We start from the raw sequence: 20829 nt of genomic DNA on the forward strand, positions 1-20829 counted from the left end.
GGGGGCGGGAGAGAGGCTGACAGGCTAGAACTTGGCCGAGAGGCCCAGCTTCAGGTATGAAGCGTCGTAGCCGATTTCCCCGAAGGCGCCGATGTTGTCGGTGAAGTAGTAGCGGCCCCCCAGGAAGAAGCCCGAGTACATGTAGGCGCCGCCGTAGTTGTCGTAGTAGTCTTTGCCCAGCACGTCGTCGACGTAGGTATTCTTGTAGGACTCGATGCGGGCACCGAGGCTGATACCGGCGTAGGTATCCACCTTGGGGTTATCGGTAAAGTTGTAGTGGTAGGTGCCACGTACGCCCACATACATATTGGTCCAGGTAGCTTTGTATTTGGTGCCGGGGTAGTCGTAGCGGTACGACTTGTAGCCCACCAAGCCCCCGATGCCAATGGTGCCGGGGCCGACCCCTTCAATAAAGCCCCGCTCAACCGACAGGTTCAGGGCCGGCATGCTGGCGTTGCCCAGGTAGCCGTAGCCCAGGCCCAGGCCGATGCCCAGGTTGACGGCCGTACTGCCTTTCACGAAGCCGGTAGCGCTGCTGGTGGCTTTGGGGGCTGCTTTGGGCGTGGCAGTAGAAGCAGGGGCGGCGGGCGTAGGCTCGGCGGCGGGCTGAGCAACGGCTACCGGCTTGGCCGCTGGTTTAGCAGCAGTAGCCGGCTTGGTGGCGGGGCGAGCCGCCGTAGCCGTCGGCTTGGCCGTGCTGCTGGTTTTGGTGGTCGTGGTTTTGGCGGCGGGTTTGGTTTGGGCCAGAACCGGCGAGGCCGCCAAGGTCGGCAGCAGCAGCAGGGCGGAGAGGCTAAGCGTTTTCATAGTAGTCGGGCAAAAAAGAAGGGAACAACTGACGGAGCAGAGCCAATTGGCTGATACAAAACTACCTCTACCCCCCTGCGGCGTCAATCGCATGATGATGTGAGAATGATATTTTTCTGCTTTAGTTAATTGATATTCAGTTCTTTAAATAAGAATCCCCGCCCCGGTCAGGTGACCGAAGCGGGGAGCTGCTAGCCGCGCCGGAGCGCAACATTTGTTGGGATAGATGCAATTGGGCCGCCCGGGCTGGGTTTTCCCGGTGCGGCCGGCTGATTACAGGTCGCGTAGCAGCCACTGGGCCAGACGACCTACCAGCGGCAGTGGCTCGCAGGAACCGCTGATAGCCGCCATAACGCCCAGCATCCGCATGAGCATGATGGCCCCGATGCCCACGCCCGACACCATCAGGCTGCTCCAGCCCCAGGTGGAAAGCAGCCCCACCTGGGCTACCAGGCACACCACGGTAATGAGGTGCAGCAGCGTCATCTGGCGCAGGTGAAAGTTGACCAGGGCCGAGCGTTGCGGCCGCGGAGTGCGGTAAGCCAGCAGCCAGCCAAATACCGAGAGGTAACACATAATGGACAGCTTGCGGTCCAGCTGGTGCGCCTCGGCCGGGCGCTGGTCGAGCGCCCAAGTGCTGCTCATACCCACCTGGTCGAAATCGCCCAGCCAGCTGCTCACGCGGCTGCTCCAGCGCAGCAGGTTGTCATCCGTAATCTTTCTTCCCAGAGCAAGCATACGACTTAGCAAACGGTTGGCGTGTTCGGTAAAAAACCTGGCGGCCCATCCCGATTACCACGACGGTACGGACCGTAAGTCACCAATCGACGGCCGTAAGTAGCGGGTATCGATAGCGACTGAACAAAGGTGTGCCTCGTTGCTGCGGAAGTGCTAATACAAATGTTTCAAAGAATAGCACAGATGTTACCTTGCTCGTATGTAATTGATTTATAGATGTTTGAATTTTGGTGTTTAACGGCTTAACTGCTTGCTGAGCGGATTTAACTGCCTTGGTCGACCGGTCCGGAAACCGCGGCCGCCTGACCGGCGGCGTACTCCGAGGGAGTCATCCGGTACAGTTCGCGGAAGCACTTGGCGAAGTACGAGAGGTTGGCAAACCCCACGGCGTCGGCTACTTCGGCTACGGTGCCCGACTGCGCCTGGAGCAGCGCCGCCGCCCGCCGCAGCCGTAGCGTGCGCACAAACTCCGAGGTCGACTGGTCGGTGAGGGCCTTGAGTTTGCGGTGCAGCTGCACCCGGCTCAGCGCCATGGCATCGGCAAAGGCTTCAACGCTGAAGTCCGCATCGGCCAGGTGAGCCTCCACTACGCCGATGGCACGGTTCAGAAAGGCCTCGTCGGCCGAGGTTACGCTGACCTCGCTTAGCTCTAGCTTCAGCTCCCGGCCGAAGCGCTGCCGCAGCAGTTGCCGCTGGCGGATGAGATTGTGAATGCGGGCGCGCAGCTCGTCGGGGCGGAAGGGCTTGGTCTGGTAGTCGTCGGCGCCCAGGTCGAGGCCCTGCAGCCGGCTTTCCTGCTCGGCGTGCGCCGTGAGCAGCACCACGGGAATGTGGCTGGTACACTCGTCGGCGCGCAGGCGGCGGCACAGCTCCAGGCCATCGAGCCCGGGCATCATCAGGTCCGATACCACCAGATCGGGCACGGCTGCCGTGATGCGGCGCAGGCCCTGCTCGCCGTCGGCGGCCGTAAGCACGCGGAAGTCGGTGGCCAGGCAGCTGCGCAGGTAGTCGCGCATTTCGGGGTTGTCCTCCACCACCAGCACCAGCGGGCGGGCATCCTCGCTGCTGCCCTCCGGTTCGGCGTCGGGCAGCGGCAGGCGCGGGGCGCGCAGCGCGGGCACCGGCGCGAGGGAAGTTTCAGCCGGCGCAGTGCTTATCTCGCGACTGTCAAGATGGTCTTTGCCAAGCAGCAGCTCCACTACAAAGGTGGTACCCTGGCCCAGCGTGCTCATCACCCGTACCGTGCCGTGGTGCAGCGCTACCAACTCCTTCACCAGCGCCAGCCCGATGCCGGTGCCGTCGTGCAGGCGGGTGAGCTGGCCGTCGACCTGGTGAAAGCGGTCGAAGATCAGGGGCAGGTGCTCGGCCGGAATGCCCATGCCGGTGTCGCGCACGCGCAGCGCGGCCCGCCCATTGTCGGCCGATACGCTCACCTGCACCTGTCCCCCGGCGGGCGTAAACTTGAGGGCGTTGCCCAGCAGGTTGTAGAGAATCTTGTCGAACTGATCGGCATCGAGGTACACTTCCAGCGCCTCAACCTCGGACTCAAACACCCAGGCTACGTCGCGGCTGGCGGCCAGCGACTCGAAGGCCGCCATGCCCGTGCGCACCACCCGCACCATATCCAGCGGAGCCGCAGCCAGCTGCAGCTGGCCGCTTTCCAGCCGGGCAATGTCGAGCAGCTGGTTGATGAGCTGCAGCAGACGGCGGGCGTTGCGGTGCATGAGCGCGTACTCGGGGCGCGGCGCGGCCCCGGTTTCCGGGCGCTCCTCACTCAGCAGCTGCTCCAGCGGGCTGATGATAAGAGTGAGCGGGGTGCGTAGCTCGTGGGAGATGTTGGTGAAGAAGCGGGTTTTCAGCTCGTCGAGCTCCTGCAGCTTGTGCGAGGTGCGGATGCTTTCCTGCAATTGCTGGTAGGCCTGCTGCAGCTCGTTGGCCCGCTCGGCCAGGGCCTGGTTGGCCGAATGCTGGACCTCCTCTTTTTCGCGGGCTATGGCCAGGGCCTGCTCCTGGGCCAGCTGCTTTTCGCGCAACGCCGCCAGGGCCTGGGTTTGGGCGTTTTCTTTGTCGCGCAGGGCGGCCAGGGCGGCATCCTGGGCCTGCTGCCGCTCCTTCTTAGTGAGGTTGATGCGGTCGGCCAGACCGAGCGAAAGCAGAATCATTTCCAGCGCCGAGGCTACGTGCACGCCGTGGAAGGCCCAGAAGTTGTTGCGCGGGGTGATGCCCACCAGCCCTAGGTAGAAGTTGGCAATGGCCAGCAGCAGCAGCGTCCAGCCCAGCATATAGTAGCGGGCGGGGCGGTAGCCGGTCAGCAGCACCAGAACGCCCGCCGCCAGCAGCACTGCGCTGGTCCACAAAGCCGCGCACACCGGCCCCAGCAGCCCCAGCGTAGGGTTGGCGCTGAGCAGCGACACCACTACCGGGACCCAGGCTACCGCCAGCGTCAGGCGCAGCAGCCGGTCGAAGCGGGGCAGCAGGCGGGGCGTTTCCAGAAAGGCCCGGGCCGTGAGGGTTCCGAAGAAAATGCACAAACTCAGCAGCAGGTTCTGGCGCACTTCCAGCACGTAGCCGCTCAGCCCCTCGCTCCAGAACTGCCGCAGATAACCCGTCATGTCGAGCTGCAGCAGGATGAAGCAGGCTGCGTACAGGCTGTAGAGCAGGTAGCTCCGGTCGCGCACCGACACGAACAGCAGCAGGTTGTAGGCCAGCAGCGCCAGCAGAATCCCGAAGTAGGGGCCCATGACCTGGTCGCCCTGCCGGGCCTGCTGCAGCAGGTAGGCCTGCTCGCTCACGCCCACAAACAGGGCTTCGTCGTTAGGCGCGCGAATGTAGAGCGTAACGGTTTCACCGGGCGGCAGCTCCAGGCGCACGTTGTAGTGGCGGTGCGGTACGGCGTGGGTCTGGGCCGAGGGCAGCACCGAGTTCAGTCGGTACTGTTGCCGCTGACCGTTGGCGCGCACGGCGTACACGTCGAAGCTTGCCGTAGCCTGGGTTTGCAGCAACAGCAGCCAATGGGTGCCGGCGGTGGTTTCGGAGCGCAGCTGGCCGCGGAGCCAGCGCACCTGCCCCGGCCGGCCCTGCCCCGAGCGGCGCACGTTGTCGAGCACGAACCGATCGGACCAGGGCGGCTGCTGCACCTGGCGCAACGTCAGCTGGGCAATGGCGGCAGGGGAGCCGCCGCGTAGCTCTTCCAGAAACGGGTTGAGGCGGTGAGTTTGCAGGGTGTCGCGCAGCACCAGCGTGGGGGCCGGGCTGCCGGGCGCGGCTACGGCCGTCCAGGCCGTAAGCCAGCACAGCCATATACACGCCAAATACTTCATCTGCTAGGAGTTTGCCCGGTTTCGCCAGCCGAAATATACCGAATGAATGGGTAATGAGCCCGCTACGCGGGGCCGCTGGCGCAGGCTACATAAAACCAAAAGCCCCGGTCGTTGCGGACCGGGGCTTTCGGGACTTGGCGGGCGTAACCAATTAGAGGGTACGCTTAACCTCTTTCTCTTCGAAGCCTTCGATGATGTCGCCTTCGCGCAGGTCATCGAAGTTCTTGATCGAAATACCGCATTCGTAGCCTTGGCGCACCTCCGAAACATCGTCTTTGAAGCGTTTGAGCGCCTGAACGTTGCCGGTATGCTGCACGATGCCGTCGCGTACCACCCGCACCTTGGTGTTGCGGGTAATGGTGCCGTCCGTCACCATACAGCCGGCAATGGTGCCCACTTTGGTGATGTTGAACACCTGGCGAACTTCCACCGTGGCCACGGTCACCTCCTGCACCGTCGGGGCCAGCATGCCTTCCATGGCATCCTTCACCTCGTTGATGGCGTTGTAGATGATCGAGTACAGGCGCACATCGATCTGCTCCTGCTCGGCCAGCTTGCGCGCCCCCAGCGAGGGACGCACCTGGAAGCCGATGATGATGGCGTCGGAAGCCGAGGCCAGCAGCACGTCCGATTCGGAGATGGCGCCCACCCCTTTCGAGAGGATGTTCACGGCCACTTCCGGCGTCGAGAGCTTGAGCAGCGAGTCCGACAGGGCTTCCACCGAGCCGTCCACGTCGCCCTTCACAATGATGTTGAGCTCCTTGAACGAACCGATAGCCAGGCGGCGACCAATCTCGTCGAGGGTGATGTGCTTCTTGGTGCGCATCGACTGCTCGCGCTGCAGCTGCTGACGCTGGGTGGCAATTTCGCGGGCTTCACGCTCCGTTTCCATCACCTGAATCTTGTCGCCCGCCTGTGGCGCGCCTTGCAGACCCAGCAGCTGAACCGGCGTGGAAGGACCAGCCACTTTCATCTTCTTGCCGCGGTGGTCGGTCATGGCTTTCACGCGGCCGAAGTGCGGGCCGGCCAGCACGATGTCGCCGATTTCCAGCGTACCCGTCTGCACCAGGATGGTGGTTACGTAGCCGCGGCCCTTGTCGAGCGAGGCTTCGATAACCGTACCCACGGCCCGGCGGTCGGGGTTGGCTTTCAGCTCCAGCAGTTCGGCTTCGAGCAGCACTTTCTCGAGCAGGTCGTCGATACCCGCGCCGGTTTTGGCCGAAACCTCCTGCGACTGGTATTTACCGCCCCACTCTTCCACCAGGATGTTGATAGCCGACAGTTCCTCGCGGACCTTGTCGGGATTCGCACCCGGCTTGTCAATTTTGTTCAGGGCAATAACGATGGGCACCCCCGCCGCCTGCGCGTGGTTGATGGCTTCCTTCGTCTGCGGCATCACCGAGTCGTCGGCCGCCACCACAATGATGGCAATGTCGGTGACTTTGGCGCCGCGGGCACGCATGGCGGTAAACGCTTCGTGACCCGGGGTATCCAGGAAGGTGATGCGCTTGCCCGACTCGGTTTTTACCTCGTAGGCGCCGATGTGCTGGGTGATGCCGCCGGCCTCGCCCTTGGCGACCTGCGCGTTGCGGATGTAGTCCAGCAGCGAGGTTTTGCCGTGGTCGACGTGACCCATGATGGTTACGATGGGGGCGCGGTCCTGCAGCAGGGCCGGATCCTCGTCGGCATCGATAACCACGTCCTGCTCGTCTTCCGCCGAGAGAAACTCCACGTCGTAGCCAAACTCGTCGGCAATGACGGTAATGGCTTCGGCGTCGAGGCGCTGGTTGATGGACACGAACATGCCCATGTTCAGGCAGACCTTGATAACCTCGTTCACCGATACGTTCATCAGCGAAGCCAGGTCGTTGGCCGAGATAAACTCGGTCAGCTTCAGGGTCTTAGAGGCTAGTTCGTTCTGCTGACGTTGCAGCTCGGTAGCCTCGGCAATACCGGCCCGCTTGTCGCGGCGGTACTTGGCGCGGTTCTGCTGACCGCCACGGCCGCCGCTGAGCTTGGCCAGCGTAGCCTTGATCTGGTCCTGAATCTGCTTGTCGTTCTGCTCGGGAGTGCCGGGCGCCGCGTTGGGGCGCGGGCCACGGTTGTCGCCCGGCCGACCCTGGCCACCGCCGGGGCGGTTCTGGTTGGCCGGCCGCACGGGGCGGTCGTTGCCGGTGCCAGGAGCACTGGGGCGGTTGCCCGGCGCACCAGTCTGGCCCTGCGGACCGCTGCCGGGTACGGTAATGCGCTGGCGCTTTTTCTTGTCGCCGATGCCGGCCTTGCGCACATCCGACGAAGCCACCGGCCGGGCGCCACGGCCCCCACCGCGGCGCGAGGCGTCGACGGGCAGCTCGATTTTACCCAGTACCGTGAGGCCTTTCAGCTGCTCCCCGCGGGCCACGATGGTTCCCTGGTCACCCTGGGACGCATCCGGCGCATCGGTGCTGCCTTCGGCCGACTTGGCTTCCGTAGCCGGAGCTTCAGCGGTTGGGGCTTCTGCTACAGGCGCCGCAGCTGGCTCAACCGGCTTGGGTGCCGGAGCCTCTGCTACGGGTGCCGGCTTGGGAGCTTCCACCACGGGAGCCGGGGCCGGAGCAACCGGTTCGGGAGCGGGCTTTACTTCGGCCACCGGGGCCAGTGCGGGCTTGGGGGCTTCTGCTACAGGTGCCGCAGCTGGCTCAACCGGCTTGGGTGCCGGAGCCTCTGCTACGGGTGCCGGCTTGGGAGCTTCCACCACGGGAGCCGGAGCCGGTTGAGCGGGCTTGGGCGGCACGGGGCGGCCCTTGGCATCCAGCTCAATTTTACCCAGCACCTTCAGGCCCGGCACCGAACGACCGTTGTCGGGCGCCGCGGGGGGCGGGGTCACCGGGGCGGGAGCAGGGGCTGCCGGCTCGGCGGGCTTGGGAGCTTCCACCGGCTTGACGGCTGCAGCCGCCGCCGCGGCGGCTTTGGTCCGCTCGGCTTCCTTGGCCTGGGCGGCCTGTTCCAGCTCGGTGTGGCGCAGCGATTGGCCACGCTTCGCCGCCTCCACCTTGTCTTGGGCCGACGATGCAAACTCCTTATTGAGTAGCGCTACCTGGTCGGGCGAAAGCTTGGTGGTGGGTTTATTTTCAATAGAAATGCCCTTGCCCGCCAGAAAGTCCACGATGGTGTGGGTTCCGACGTTAAGGTCAGTGGCCGCTTGTTTTAGCCGTTTGCTTGCTGCTTCCGCCATTCTTTGGTCGCGCTCGATACTCGTAGTTTGGTGCAAAAGTACGATTTAATTATTGCCAAACGGCGGAAAACTGGCCCGGGGAGGCCCGTTTTCCGCCTGTGTATGGGAGAGTTCCGGTCAACCGACGCACGGCCGACTTCGCTCAACTACTCTTTGGGGGCTTCCGATTCTTCCTCGGCAGCTTCCTCTTCGGCGTCGTTGTCGCCGTCAAACTCGGCCTGAATTACGCGGAATACCTCTTCCACGTTCTCCTCTTCCAGTTCGGTGCGGCGCACAAGGTCTTCCTTGTTGACGGCCAATACGGCCCGGCCGGTGTCGAGGCCGATTTTTTTCAGCTCGTCGATAATCCAGGCTTCCAGCTCGTCCGAGAATTCATCGAGGGCAATGTCTTCTTCGTACGAATCGGCTTCGCGGAATACGTCGATTTCCATGCCCACCAGCCGCGAGGCCAGCTTGATGTTGGCGCCGCCGCGGCCGATAGCCAGCGAAACCTGGTCGGGACGTAAGAACACCGAAACCCGGCCGGTTTGTTCATTGATTTTCATCGATGAGATTTTGGCCGGCGACAACGCGCGCTGAATGTACAGCTCCAGGTTGTCGGTGTAGTTGATGATGTCGATGTTCTCGTTTTCGAGTTCACGCACCACGGCATGAATGCGCGAGCCTTTCATGCCCACGCAGGCACCCACCGGGTCGATGCGGTCGTCGTAGCTTTCCACGGCCACCTTGGCCCGCTCGCCCGGTTCGCGCACGATGTTCTTGATGGTGATCAGGCCATCGAAGATTTCGGGTACTTCCTGCTCCATCAGGCGCTCCAGGAAAGCCGGGGCAGCGCGCGACAGAATGATTTTCGGCGCGCCGTTAATCACGTCCACGCGGTGCACCACGGCCCGGATGGTGTCGCCCTTGCGGTAGCGGTCCTTGGGAATCTGCTCGGGCTTGGGCAGGCTCAGTTCGTTTTCTTCCTGATCGAGCACGAGGGTTTCGCGGCCCCATACCTGGTACACCTCGCCGGCAATGATTTCGCCGACCATGTCCTTGTACTTCTGGTAGAGGTTGTCGCGCTCCAGGTCCTTCACGCGCTGAATCAGCGTTTGGCGGGCCATGAGCACGGCGCGGCGGCCGAAATCCTCCAGCTTCACCTGCTCCGATACTTCCTCCCCGATTTCGAAGTCGGGCTCAATCTTCTGGGCTTCCGACAGCGGAATTTTGTCGTGGTCCCAGATATCCTCCGAGTCGTCGTCCACAATCTCGCGGTTGCGGTAGATTTCCAGGTCGCCGTTGTCGGGGTTGATGATGACGTCGAAGTTGGAGTCATCGTTGTACTTCTTGCGGATCATCGTGCGGAACACCTCTTCGAGGATGCTCATCATGGTGGGCCGGTCGATGTTCTTGAACTTGGCAAATTCCGAGAACGACTCGATCAGGACGTTGCTGTTCATGGAGGTTGATGGGTTGATGGTTAAACTGTCAAAATGTTGCCTGTCAATGGCGCCTGCGGGGCGGGTTAGCCGCCGGGGCTGTCGCCATCAAGCCACGCAACCATGCAGCAATCAGGGGTTTACTTAAACGAGATAACCACCTTAGCTTCGCCAATTTCGGCAAAAGGCACGAAAGCCGGGGGCAGGGTTTTCTTCTTGTTCTTTTCCTTCACTTCTTCGCTGAACATGATGCCGTCGGGAGTGAATTCCTCCAAGACGCCGGTTTTCTCGGCGCCGTCGGCCAGTTTCAGGCTGAGGGTGCGGCCGGCGTGGCGGGCATACTGGCGCGGGCTTACCAGGGGCTGGTCGGCGCCGGGTGAGGTTACTTCCAGCGAGTAGGTGGCTTCTTCGCCGTACAGCTCGTCGATCTGCCGGGCCAGGCGGCGGCTGGTGCTGGCCAGCTCGTCGATGCCGATGCCCTCGTCGCCGTCGAGCACGGCCGTAATCTTGGGGCGCACGGCCGAGTCGCTCACCGTCAGGTCCACCACGAAATAAGCCGGGCCGGGCAGGCTCTGGTCCAGCATCTGCTGGATACGGGTGCGGTCGAAATGCATGGCTGAAGGGATTAAACAGAAAGAGGGGACGTACACCGTCCCCTCTTTCAATACCGTTTTACTGCGACAAAGATACACTATTGCCGGGCGCGGTGCAAGCCGCTACCGGTGGCGGATTTCCAGCCAGCCCTTGGCCCGGCGGTTTTCGGTGTCGCGCAGGTGGTAGTAGTACACCCCGTCGGGCAAGCCCTGGCCGCCCCAGTTGTTGCGGTAGTCCCGGGCCTCAAACACCTGGTTGCCCCATTTCGAAAACACCTGCAGCTCCACCGGCAGGCAGCTCAGGCGCTGCTCAAACACATCGTTGACGCTGTCGCCGTTGGGCGTGATGATGTTGGGAATAAATGGGTCGCCCACGTACACCGGCAGGAAAACCGAGCTGGCCTGGCAGGTGCTGTTGTAGATGGCCGTGAGGCGCACCAGGTAAGTGCCGGGCTTGGTGAAGGTGTGCGTCGGAAATTGCTCGTTGCTGCTGCCCTGCCCGTCGCCGAAATCCCACTCGTAGCGACTGGCAAAAAGCAGGTCGTGGTCGAAGGTGTGGGTGAAGGGCGCGAGGCCGGTGTACTGGGGCAGGTTTTCGCTGCGGCGCGGGCGCACCAGGCATTCGGGCAGCGTCAGCGGCTGGTTGGTGCGGTTGGCGGGCACCAGCACCACGTACAGGCTGTCTTGCTGGGTGCAGCCGTTGCCGGCCGTGTAGCTATAGGTGAGGGTGATGCGGCCGCTTTGGCCCAGGGGCGGCGTAAACATCCCGGCCGGCGTGCAGCCCGGGCCGCGCCAGGTACCGCCGGCGGGGCTGAAGCCCGTGAGCTGGTAGGGCGTGCGCTGCAACGAGCACAGGGCCGTGTCGCGGCCGGCATTTACCAGCGGCGGCGCATTCACCTGCACCTGCTGCGTGGCCACGCCGCACTGGTCTGGCGGCAGGGTGTAGGTAAGCGTGTGAGTGCCGGGGCCGGCCACGCCGGGGCGAAACAGGTTGCCCTGCACGCCCGGGCCACTGAAGGTGCCACCGGGCGGCGACGCCACCAGGGCTACGGCGCCGTCGTTGGCGCAGCGCGTATCCACGGGCGGAAATGACACCGGCGTCACCGGCAATACCGTCATGGTGAGCTGGCTGGTGGTGACGCAGGTGCCCGTGCTGGCTGCCGAGTAGGTGAGGCGGTGCTGGCCTACCAGGCCCGGAGTGGGTGTGAAGGTGAAGCCCGTGGCGGCCGAGCCGCTCACACCGGTGCCCGTCCAGGTGCCGCCGGCGGGTTGGCCGCCCAGGCGCATGGGGGCCGCGTCGGCACACACGCGCTGGTTGGGGCCGGCCACGGCGGCCTGAATGCCGAAGTCGATCTTGAAGGCGGCGTTGTTGCAGTTGCTGCTGCCGTTGCGCGTGGTGTAGTTGCCGGCGTGCGGGGGAAACGGAAAGCTCGACGAGCCGCCACAGCCGCCACACACCGCCTGGTATACGAAGCCGCGCCGGTCGAAGCGCGAGGTGCCGCCGTCGACGTGCTCCTCGGCGTTGCCCCCGAAGAAGGTCGCGTACTCCACCCCGGCTGCGTAGGGCGTAAACTGAATCAGGTAGAAGTCGTCGCCGCCGCTGGTGCGCTGCAAGGCGTTGGGCGTGGTATACATGCCGCGCACGTCCTCGTTGTTGTAGTCGATGCGCTCATTGGCGCCGCCCCCCCAACCGCACACGTAAATCCGCTCGCATTGGTCCACTAGAAAAGCGGTGGGCGAGATATCGGAGCCGCTGCGGGCTGTGCCAAACACGGTGCTGATCAGCAGCGCGTCGAGGCCCGGGCTGAGCTTTTGAATGAACTGCTTGCCGCCCAGGTTGCCCACCGCGCCGGGCGTGATGGGCATGGGCCCCTTGGTCTGACCTAGCAAATACACGCCGCCCTGGTCGTCGAGCTGCAGGAAGTAGGCCTGGTCGTACTGCGAGGTGCCGATATAGCTCATGCGCATCACCGAGCGCCCGTCGGGGCTGATGCGGGCCACGAAGCCATCGACGCCGCCCTGCAGCGAGGGAATCACGGCCCCGGCAGTGTTGTAGAGCACCGGGCTGGTAGTGCCGCCGGCGATGTACACCTCGCGGGCCGCATTCACTTGCACCGAAAACGCGGCGTCGGGGCCGGTGCCGCCGAAGTAGCTGCTCCACTGCAAATCGTTCAGGTTGGGATTCAGCTTGACCACCACCGCGTCGGTCGCGCCGCCGTAGCCGCCGTCGAAGCCGCTGCGGGTAGGAAAGTCGCCCGAGTTAGTGCTCGACACCAGGTACACGTTGTCATCCGGGTCCACGGTGATGTCGCCGCGGAACTGGTCGCCGTAGTTGCGCACCAGCGACGAGCCAGTGGCCAGCAGGCCGTCGTTGCTGCTGCCGCCCAGAAACGTCGAGGCCACCAGCCCGGCCCCGTTGGGGCTCAGGGCCGTCACCACCAGGTCGGAGCCGTTGGCGTAGAGCACGCCACTCAGCGGCTCGAAGCGGCTGCCGCCGTTGAAGCTGCGGTCGAAGGCGCCCTGCGTAACGGGGTAGTCGCCCGACGAGGTAGTGCCCAGAATCAGCAGCTCGTTGCGGCTGTTGACCACCATGCTGTGCGGCGCCTCGGAGCCGCTGCCGCCCACGTAGGTGGCCCAAGCGCGGGCCGCCGGGCCGTTGGCGGTGGTGATGAACTTGATGATGGCCATGTCGGTCACACCCCCGAACGAGGTGTCGAAGGCGCCGGGCGAGGTAGGGTAGCCAGGGCCGAAGGCCACGCCGCCGGAGTACATGTTGCCGTCGGCGTCGTAGGTGGCGGTGAAGCCCCAATTGTCGGCCGTCGAGCCGGTAAACGAGGAAAACACCACCGTCGGGTCGATGATCAAGGGGCGTTTGGCGTCGTAGCGGGCCAGCTCGAAGCTGACTTCGCGGCCGCGCAGCACGTAGCGGCAGGCCACGGGCTGGCGGCGGCCGGTGGCGTCGAGCTGCCAGGCCTGGGGCGCCAGCTCGGTAATGCGGCCCACGCTGGTGCTGATTTCCAGGCTGCCCTCGGGCGTGAGGCGCAGGGCCTCGGCGTGGTCGTAGCGCAGGCGAATGCGCTTGGGGTCGGCACCGGCGCGCAGGTTGAAGTCGTATTCGAGCCGCTGCTGGGCGTTTTCGTACACGCGGGCGTCGATGCCGGGCCACAGGCCGTCGTACTGCACCTGGCGGAAGCCACCCACTTGGCTGGCCCAGCGTTTGGCCTCGTTGCCCAGCAGGTAGTTGCGCACCTCTCCGGTGGGCTCAATGGGCAGCAGCTTCACGCCGTTGCGCGCCCCCACGAAGCGCATGCTGTAGGCGTGGCCGCGCAGCTGCCCGGCCGGCAGCTCCGGGCCGGCGTCGCGGGCCGGGTCGGGGCCGTGGCCGTGCTCGTTGAAGCGCCGGATGGCGGCCGGGTCGAACATGGTGTAGGTGAAGCCGTCGGCTTCCAGGAACAGGCGGCCGGCCGGCAGCAGGGCGGCGTAGCGGGCGCGGGCGTCCCACTGGCCCCGGTTTTCAATGAATTCCAGGCTGCGCGCCGGGGCGCCGGCCCAGGCCGCGGCAGGGGCAGTCAGCACCAGCAGCAGGCTCCAGAAAAAGTGGCCCAGGCGGCCAGGAGTAAACGTAGGCATCACGAAGTCGGCAAATAGGACCCTGAAGGTACGGCGAAACCGGGGCGGAATTGCACGGCTCACATGCTCATGTGAGCGGGGGCAAATTGCGTAGGTTTGCGGCTGGTAAGGCTGTTTCTGCTCCGTGGTGCGTCGTTCGCTGGCTTTCAAGTTCACCCTGCTGGTCTTTGCGTGGCTGTTCATAGCCATAGGATGCGCGCAGGTGCCTCCCCGGTTGGCATGGCCCGCCGCTTTCGGGGCGCTGAGCTTGCCGCTGGCCCTGGGCCTGAACCTGCTGCTGACCGGCTACTGGCTGCTGCGGCGCTGGCCGGTGGCGCTGCTGCCGCTGGTGGTGGCCGTGCTCACCTGGCCCCAGCTGATGCGCGGCCTGGCCCTGCACCCGCTTTATAAGGCCGAGGCCGGCTCCGGCCCGCAGCTGCGGGTGCTCAGCGCCAACGTGCGTATCTTCAATGTGTACCCCCAGTTGCGCAACGAGGGCCTGCAGTCCTCGCGCGACTTTATGCAGTGGCTGGCCGAGCACCCGGCCGACATCCTGTGTTTGCAGGAGTTCTACAACGAGCCCCGCCCCACCCGCGACGGCACCGTGTTCAACGCCGTGCGCCACGTGGGCACCAGCCGGCAGCGGCAGGTGTTCGTGTCCAAAACCCTGGTCAACGGCATCGGTGGTGAGTTCGGTATGGCCATTTTCACGCGCTACCCCATTCTGGGGCGCGGCACCATCCGCTTTGGCAAGCTCACCCAGAACCACGCCATGTGGGCCGATGTGCGCCTGCCCCAGGGCGACACCGTACGGGTATTCAACATGCACCTGCAGAGCATGAGCATGGACGAGCGCGACATCGTCGACAGCTACTCCAGCAAGTCGGGGCTGCAGGCCAAGGGGCGCGGGCTGCTGCGACGCTTCCGCCGCGGCTTCGTGGCCCGCAGCACCCAGGTCGATACCCTCGTGCGGCGCATCGAGGCCAGCCCCCACCCGGTGCTGCTGTGCGGCGACCTGAACGACTTTCCCTACAGCTACGCCTACGACCAGCTGGCCGACCACCTGCAAAACGCCTGGGCCACGGCCGGCACCGGGGTAGGGGCCAGCTACAACGGCAAGCTGCCCCTGCTGCGCATCGACCACCAGTTTGCCAGCCCCCGCTGGCAGGTCGAGTCGGTGCGGGTGCGGCGCGACATTCCCTACTCCGACCACTTTCCCCTGGAAGCCGTTTACCGCCTGCCCCCGCGGTGAATGGGTAAAGGAGTGAATGAGTGAATAACTGAGAGGCAGAATTCGGTGTTCAAACGGCGCGCCGCCGCTTGCTCCTCCCGAGCATCAACCTCACTCAGCCATTCGCCCATTCCCCCATTCACTCATTGCCCGTCTCACTACCTTTGCTCCATGCAACACCCGCTTTCGCTCTACAACACGCTCACGCGCCGCAAAGAAGCCTTCGTGCCCATTCATGAACCCTTCGTGGGCATGTACCTCTGCGGCCCCACGGTGTACAGCGAAGCCCACGTGGGCAACGCCCGCGGGCCGGTGGTGTTCGACGTGCTGGGCCGCTACCTGCGCCACCTGGGCTACACGGTGCGCTACGTGCGCAACATCACCGACGTGGGCCACCTCGAAGGCGACGCCGACGAGGGCGAAGACAAAATCAGCAAGATGGCCCGCGCCCGCCAGCTCGAGCCCATGCAGGTAGCCGAGTCGTACACCGGCCGCTACAACCGCCACATGGAGGCCCTGGGCTGCCTGCCGCCCGATATCACGCCCCGCGCCAGCGGCCACATCACCGAGCAGATTGCCATGGTCGAGGAAATCCTGGCCAACGGCTTCGCCTACGAGGTCAACGGCTCGGTGTACTTCGACGTGCCCCGCTACAACGAGCAGCACAGCTACGGCAAGCTCTCGGGCCGGGTGGTGGAAGAGCTGCTGGCCGGCACCCGCGACAACCTTGCCGGCCAGGACGAAAAGCGCAGCCCCCTGGACTTTGCCCTGTGGAAGCGCGCCGACGAGCGCCACCTCATGCGCTGGCCCTCGCCCTGGGGCGAAGGCTTCCCCGGCTGGCACCTCGAGTGCTCGGCCATGGGCCGCAAGTACCTCGGCGCCGAGTTCGACATCCACGGCGGCGGCCTCGATTTGATGTTTCCGCACCACGAGTGCGAAATCGCGCAGAGCCGGGCCAGCCACTCGCACACCGACGAGGCCCGGGTATGGCTGCACAACAACATGATTACGGTGAACGGCCAGAAGATGAGCAAGTCGGTGGGCAACTACATCACCGTCTCGCAGCTGTTCAGCGGCGAGCATGAGCTGCTCACGCAGGCCTACTCGCCCATGACGGCCCGCTTCTTCCTGTTGCAGGCCCACTACCGCTCCACCGTCGACATCACCGACGACGCCCTGAAGGCCGCCGCCAAGGGCTACCGCAAGCTCATGAACGGCCTGCGCCAGATCGAGCGCCTGCAGCTGCCCGCGGGCACCGAGCGCGCCGCCGGCCCCCAGCCCGCCGACGACGAGCTGCGCAAGCTGGTGGCCGACTGCTACACCGGCCTGAACGACGATCTGAACACGGCCCGGGCCATTGCCTCGCTGTTTAACCTGCTGCGCAAGTTCAACGGCTACTACAACCAGCCCGCCACCCTGGCCCAGGTAAGCGAGGCCGCCCTGCACGAAGCCATTGCCGCCTACCGCACCCTGGTGCAGGACGTGCTGGGCCTGCACGACGAGCCCCGCGCCGACCCCGAAGCCCTGCTGGGCCTCACCCTGCAGTTCTACCAGGAAGCCAAGTCGGCCAAGGACTACGCCAAAGTCGACGTCATCCGGGCCGCGCTCAAAGAGCAGGGCATCCTGGTGAAAGACACCAAAGCCGGCGTCGACTGGGCCTACGAGGAATAGGGTTTCCACCTGCGTACACCGGCCTAGCAGGTCAACTGAGAAAGGAACGTCATGCCGAGCGCAGCCGAGGCATCTCGCGTGCTGACGCCGAGCAACAGGCCACGACAGTGGTACTACGACCCCAGGTCGTAGTACCACTTCGCCCCACCGATAAAGCCTGCTGATCAACCTGCCCGGCCCCTTCAACCCCATCAATAGGATAAATCACCACCTGATTGCATTTATCCCTGTCTACTTGCCAAAAACCTACCTCGTCAACGACAAAACACCTTTCGACAACGACATTACCCACCTCGTCAACGATTATCACGACCTCGTCAACGGCAAACACCACCTCGTCAGCGACAAACCCCACCTCGCCAACGATTATCACGACCTTGTCGACGACAAAACACCCCTTGTCAACGATTATACCCACCTCGTCAACGACAAACCCGACCTCGCCAACGACTCAACCCCCTTCGGCCGGGTTTGCCGCCGCCGCGGACGAGCCGCCGGGCTTCTGTACTTCGAGTTCACCTTCTCCATGATTCGTCCCCTTCTGCGTCTGCTCGGGCGCCCCGCCGCGCTGCTGGCCGCTGCGGTGCTGCTCACGGCCTGCCCCGATAAAAAGCCCGCCGCTACCGAAACCGAGGCGCCCGCCGAAACGCCGCTGCGCCCCGCCCCGGCCTTCAACGCCGACTCGGCCTACGCCTACATCGCCAAGCAGGTCAGCTTCGGCCCGCGCGTGCCCAACACCCCGGCCCACCAGCGCTGCGGCGACTGGCTGGTGAGCGAGTTTCGCCGCCGCGGCCTCACGGTGCAGGAGCAGCCCTTCACGGCCATGGCCTTCGACGGCACCATGCTGCGCGGCCGCAACATCATTGCCCGCTTTGCCCCCCAGGCCGCCCGCCGCGTAGCCCTGTTTGCCCACTGGGACACCCGCCCCTTTGCCGACAAAGACAAGCAGCAACCCAACGCCGCCCTCGACGGCGCCATCGACGGGGCCAGCGGCGTGGCCGTGCTGCTGGAAATGGCCCGCCAGCTGGCCGCCCAGCCCGATTCGCTCACGCCCAAAGTTGGCGTCGACTTCATCCTGTTTGACGCCGAAGACTACGGCTACGACTCCTCCACCCAGGCCGACAAAGCCAACCAGCTGGCCGGCCAGGGCGTCGAAAGCTGGTGCCTGGGCTCCCAGCACTGGGCCAAAAACCTGGTCCCCCCTGGCTACAAGCCCGAGTACGGCATCCTGCTCGACATGGTGGGCGCCAAGGGTGCCCGGTTCTCGCGCGAGCAGCTGTCCCGCGAAAAAGCCGGCGACGTGGTGGGCAAAATCTGGAACGTGGCCTACCGCCTCGGCTACTCCGACTACTTCATTGCCCAGGACATCGGCAGCATCACCGACGACCACGTGTTCACCAACCAGGCCGGCGTGCGCACCGTCGACATCATCGACCACGTGCCCTACGGCGACGAGTTTTTCCCGCCCTACCACCACACCGTGCAGGACAACATGAGCATGGTCGACCGCAATACGCTGAAAGCGGTTGGGCAAACCGTGCTGACCACCCTCTACCAGGAATAGACTCCGGCCGCAGAGCGCAACCCGCGAAGCCCGTCCCCGTTGTGGGGCGGGCTTTTTGCTGCGCCACGTTGCCGCTCATCCTCGTAGCTTGAAATCCGTTTCAGACTCCGAGGCCCCTTGCTCAAACCCCGTTTGCTATGCGTGTACCGGTACTGCTGAGTTTGCTGCTGTTGCTGGCCGGGGCCGCCCGCGCCCAGATCGATACCACCGGCGGGAAGTTTTACCGGCCGCTGTACCCCAGCGTGAGCGTAGAGCAGGGCGTGGCCTACGGCGAAGCGGTGGATACCCAGGGCACCCCCCAGGTTCTGCGCCTCGACGTGTACCAGCCCGTGGGCGGCCCCACGGCCCCGCGGCCGCTGGTCATCCTGGCCCACGGCGGCGCCTTCCTGTTCGGCAGCCGCACCGACTACGACGTGAGCGAGCTGTGCCGCCGCCTGGCCCGCCTGGGCTACGTCGCGGCCAGCATCGACTACCGCCTGGAGCCTTCGCCGTTCACGTTCTCGGGCGCGCGGGCCGTGGTGCAGGCCACGCACGACATGCGGGCCGCCGTGCGGTTTTTCCGGCGCAGCGCCCTCGGCGCCAACCCCTACAACCTGCAGCCCCGCTACATCTTCGCGGGCGGCTCGTCGGCCGGCGCCATTACGGCCCTGCACACGGCCTACCTCGACCAGCCGGCCGAGCTGGCCGCCCTCAACGCCGGGGTAGCGGGCGGCCTCGAAGGCAGCAGCGGCAACCCCGGCTACAGCAGCCAGGTGCGGGCAGTCATCAACCTGTGCGGCGGCCTGGGCAACCCACTCTGGCTGGAAGCCGGCGACGAACCCCTGGTAAGCGTGCACGGTACCTCCGACGCGGTGGTGCCCTACCAGATGGGAGTGGTGTTCGGCAATGTGCTCTACGGCAGCGGCGCCCTCCAGCCCCGCGCCGACCAGGTAGGCGTGCCCAACGTGCTGCGGCCGCTGAAGGGCGCCGGCCACGTGCCCTACAACAACAGCAGCGCCTACATGGATACCACTTTCCGCACCGTGCGCGACTTTCTGCGGCCCCTGCTCGGGCTGCCCGGCACACCCGGCCCGCTGCCGGTTACGCTCACCCGATTCGAGGTTCGGCCGCAGGGTGCCCACGCGCTGCTGAGCTGGGAAACCGCCACCGAAACCCGCAGCCGCGGCTTCGGCGTGGAAGTATCCGTCGATGGCCAGGCTTTTCGGCCGCTGAGCTTCGTGCCCAGCCAGCCCGGGGAAGCCGGGCACCGCTACCGGTTTCTCGACGCCGAACCGGGCAAAGCGGGCCGGCGCTACTACCGCCTGCGCCAGCTCGACCTCGACGGCGCCGCAACCCTGTATGGCCCGAGAATGGTTGAATTTGCCGCTTCAGCGGGGCAGCTGCGGGCCTGGCCCAACCCCTTCAGCAGCGAGGTCACCGCCGAAATCAGCCTGGAAAATGCCGCTGTGGGAGAGGTGCAGCTGCTCAACGCCCTGGGGCAGGTCGTATTCAGCCGGCAGCTCCTGTTACCGGCGGGTACGTCGCCGCTGCCGCTGCCCACGCTCGGCGCGCTGCCGCCGGGCACCTACGGGCTGCGCTGCGTGGCAAACGGCAAAATCAGCCACCTGCGCTTGCTGAAATACTAGCCGGCCGGCTCAGCTTCCAGGTACTCCAGCCGGGTGCCGGCTTCGCTCACCGTAAGGCGGGCACGGCGGCCGCAGATCAGCGCCAGGTTGCTGGGTTCGTGGCCCACGGGAAAGCCGTAGGCCACCGGGAAGCGGTACTTGCGGGCGTAGGTATCGATGATTTCCTCGGGCGTCTGGCCGAAGGGAATGGCGTTGTCCTGGGGGGCGGTGAAGTGGCCCACCAGCAGCCCGGCCAGGTCGCGCAGCTTACCGGTGCGTTCCAGGTGCACCAGCATGCGGTCGATGCTGTAGAGGTATTCCTCGATGTCTTCCAGAAACAAAATGCGGCCGGCGGTGCTCACCTCGGAGGCCGTGCCGGTGAGAGTTTGCAGCAAACTCAGGTTGCCGCCCACCAGCTCGCCTTCGGCCCGGCCCGGGCGGTTGAGCGGGTGCGCGGGTACTTCGTAGGTAATCAGCTCACCGAACAGCGCGCGCCGCAGACTTTCCAGGGCCGCCCCGCCGCCGGGCTGGTGAAACAGCAGGGGCATCACGCCGTGGATGCTTTCGTGGCCCAGGCGCAGCAAATGGCAGTTCAGGGCGGTGATGTCGGAGAAGCCGGCCACCCACTTGGGATTGTCGGCGAAGCCGGAAAAGTCGAGCTGGTCGATGATGCGGGTAGTGCCGTAGCCGCCGCGGGCAATGAGGATGGCGCGGATGTCGGGGCGCCCGAGCATGTGCTGAAAGTCGCGGCGGCGCAGTTCGTCTTCCCCACCGAACTGGTGGTGGGCTACGTTGGTCGACTCGCCCAGCTCTACTGCCAGGCCCCAGCTCTGGAGCGTGGCCACGGCGGCCGCCAGCTCTTCGTGGGAAGCCTTGCGGGCGGTGCAAACGATGGCAACCCGGTCGCCGGGCCGCAGGGGGGGAGGAGTGGTGGGCATGAGCTGGGCCGGTTGAGAAAGCCGCCGCAAACCTACGGCGCCGCGGCCAGCCAACCAGCGGAACGCGGCGATATGGAATACCGATTCCGGCCGCATCTTTAGTGGCAGATGCATGTAGC

General features: G+C 65.0%; 12 protein-coding genes. 4 read left to right on the top strand and 8 right to left on the bottom strand.

Features of this window, described 5'->3' with window-relative positions:
- Positions 1–24: 24 nt before the first annotated feature.
- From ACE191_RS16630 to ACE191_RS16660, 7 genes are all read right to left on the bottom strand, one after another.
- A complete protein-coding gene (locus ACE191_RS16630; RefSeq protein ID WP_400193366.1) occupies positions 25–807 on the bottom strand; it encodes a hypothetical protein in 783 nt (260 codons plus the stop codon).
- A 273-nt stretch (positions 808–1080) separates the two neighbouring features.
- Positions 1081–1545, bottom strand: a complete 465-nt coding sequence (locus ACE191_RS16635) for a hypothetical protein (RefSeq protein WP_400193367.1) — start codon at positions 1543–1545, stop codon at positions 1081–1083.
- 263 nt (positions 1546–1808) lie between these two features.
- Positions 1809–4865, bottom strand: a complete 3057-nt coding sequence (locus ACE191_RS16640; RefSeq protein WP_400193368.1) for a 7TM diverse intracellular signaling domain-containing protein — start codon at positions 4863–4865, stop codon at positions 1809–1811.
- A gap of 151 nt (positions 4866–5016) precedes the next feature.
- On the bottom strand, positions 5017–8079 hold the full coding sequence (infB, locus tag ACE191_RS16645) for a translation initiation factor IF-2 (RefSeq protein WP_400193369.1): 3063 nt from the start codon (positions 8077–8079) through the stop codon (positions 5017–5019).
- A gap of 146 nt (positions 8080–8225) precedes the next feature.
- On the bottom strand, positions 8226–9521 hold the full coding sequence (gene nusA, locus ACE191_RS16650; protein WP_400193370.1) for a transcription termination factor NusA: 1296 nt from the start codon (positions 9519–9521) through the stop codon (positions 8226–8228).
- 119 nt (positions 9522–9640) lie between these two features.
- On the bottom strand, positions 9641–10114 hold the full coding sequence (gene rimP / locus ACE191_RS16655) for a ribosome maturation factor RimP (RefSeq protein ID WP_400193371.1): 474 nt from the start codon (positions 10112–10114) through the stop codon (positions 9641–9643).
- Positions 10115–10216: 102 nt separating this feature from the next.
- Complete coding sequence (locus ACE191_RS16660; RefSeq protein ID WP_400193421.1) at positions 10217–13723, bottom strand: gliding motility-associated C-terminal domain-containing protein; 3507 nt, start codon at positions 13721–13723, stop codon at positions 10217–10219.
- Between the two features lie 214 nt (positions 13724–13937).
- On the opposite strand from ACE191_RS16660, the gene ACE191_RS16665 reads away from it, so the two are divergent.
- The 4 genes from ACE191_RS16665 to ACE191_RS16680 all read left to right on the top strand — a co-directional run bounded on the left by ACE191_RS16665 (position 13938) and on the right by ACE191_RS16680 (position 19793).
- Entirely contained in the window at positions 13938–14954 is a 1017-nt protein-coding gene (locus ACE191_RS16665) for an endonuclease/exonuclease/phosphatase family protein (protein WP_400193372.1), read from the top strand.
- 150 nt (positions 14955–15104) lie between these two features.
- Positions 15105–16604 carry a cysteine--tRNA ligase gene (gene cysS, locus ACE191_RS16670; RefSeq protein WP_400193373.1) on the top strand — a complete coding sequence of 500 codons (1500 nt, stop codon included), beginning with the start codon at positions 15105–15107 and terminating at the stop codon, positions 16602–16604.
- Positions 16605–16839: 235 nt separating this feature from the next.
- The gene (locus ACE191_RS16675; RefSeq protein WP_400193374.1) at positions 16840–18168 is read left to right on the top strand and encodes a M28 family peptidase; all 1329 of its coding nucleotides are present in this window, start codon (positions 16840–16842) and stop codon (positions 18166–18168) included.
- A 137-nt stretch (positions 18169–18305) separates the two neighbouring features.
- The gene (locus ACE191_RS16680; protein WP_400193375.1) at positions 18306–19793 is read left to right on the top strand and encodes an alpha/beta hydrolase fold domain-containing protein; all 1488 of its coding nucleotides are present in this window, start codon (positions 18306–18308) and stop codon (positions 19791–19793) included.
- Here ACE191_RS16680 and ACE191_RS16685 read toward each other — a convergent pair.
- Complete coding sequence (locus ACE191_RS16685) at positions 19790–20710, bottom strand: LD-carboxypeptidase (protein WP_400193376.1); 921 nt, start codon at positions 20708–20710, stop codon at positions 19790–19792. The two genes, ACE191_RS16680 and ACE191_RS16685, sit on opposite strands and share 4 nt — an antisense overlap.
- Positions 20711–20829: the final 119 nt, after the last annotated feature.

Origin of the sequence: Hymenobacter sp. B81 (genome assembly GCF_044628455.1) — a bacterium.
Lineage (GTDB): Bacteria > Bacteroidota > Bacteroidia > Cytophagales > Hymenobacteraceae > Solirubrum.

Coding starts and splice junctions, on each gene's coding strand:
- ACE191_RS16630 (WP_400193366.1), bottom strand. CDS start 807: ATGAAAACGCTTAGCCTCTCCGCCCTGCTGCTGCTGCCGACCTTGGCG.
- ACE191_RS16635 (WP_400193367.1), bottom strand. CDS start 1,545: ATGCTTGCTCTGGGAAGAAAGATTACGGATGACAACCTGCTGCGCTGG.
- ACE191_RS16640 (WP_400193368.1), bottom strand. CDS start 4,865: ATGAAGTATTTGGCGTGTATATGGCTGTGCTGGCTTACGGCCTGGACG.
- infB (WP_400193369.1), bottom strand. CDS start 8,079: ATGGCGGAAGCAGCAAGCAAACGGCTAAAACAAGCGGCCACTGACCTT.
- nusA (WP_400193370.1), bottom strand. CDS start 9,521: ATGAACAGCAACGTCCTGATCGAGTCGTTCTCGGAATTTGCCAAGTTC.
- rimP (WP_400193371.1), bottom strand. CDS start 10,114: ATGCATTTCGACCGCACCCGTATCCAGCAGATGCTGGACCAGAGCCTG.
- ACE191_RS16660 (WP_400193421.1), bottom strand. CDS start 13,723: ATGCCTACGTTTACTCCTGGCCGCCTGGGCCACTTTTTCTGGAGCCTG.
- cysS (WP_400193373.1), top strand. CDS start 15,105: ATGCAACACCCGCTTTCGCTCTACAACACGCTCACGCGCCGCAAAGAA.
- ACE191_RS16680 (WP_400193375.1), top strand. CDS start 18,306: ATGCGTGTACCGGTACTGCTGAGTTTGCTGCTGTTGCTGGCCGGGGCC.
- ACE191_RS16685 (WP_400193376.1), bottom strand. CDS start 20,710: ATGCCCACCACTCCTCCCCCCCTGCGGCCCGGCGACCGGGTTGCCATC.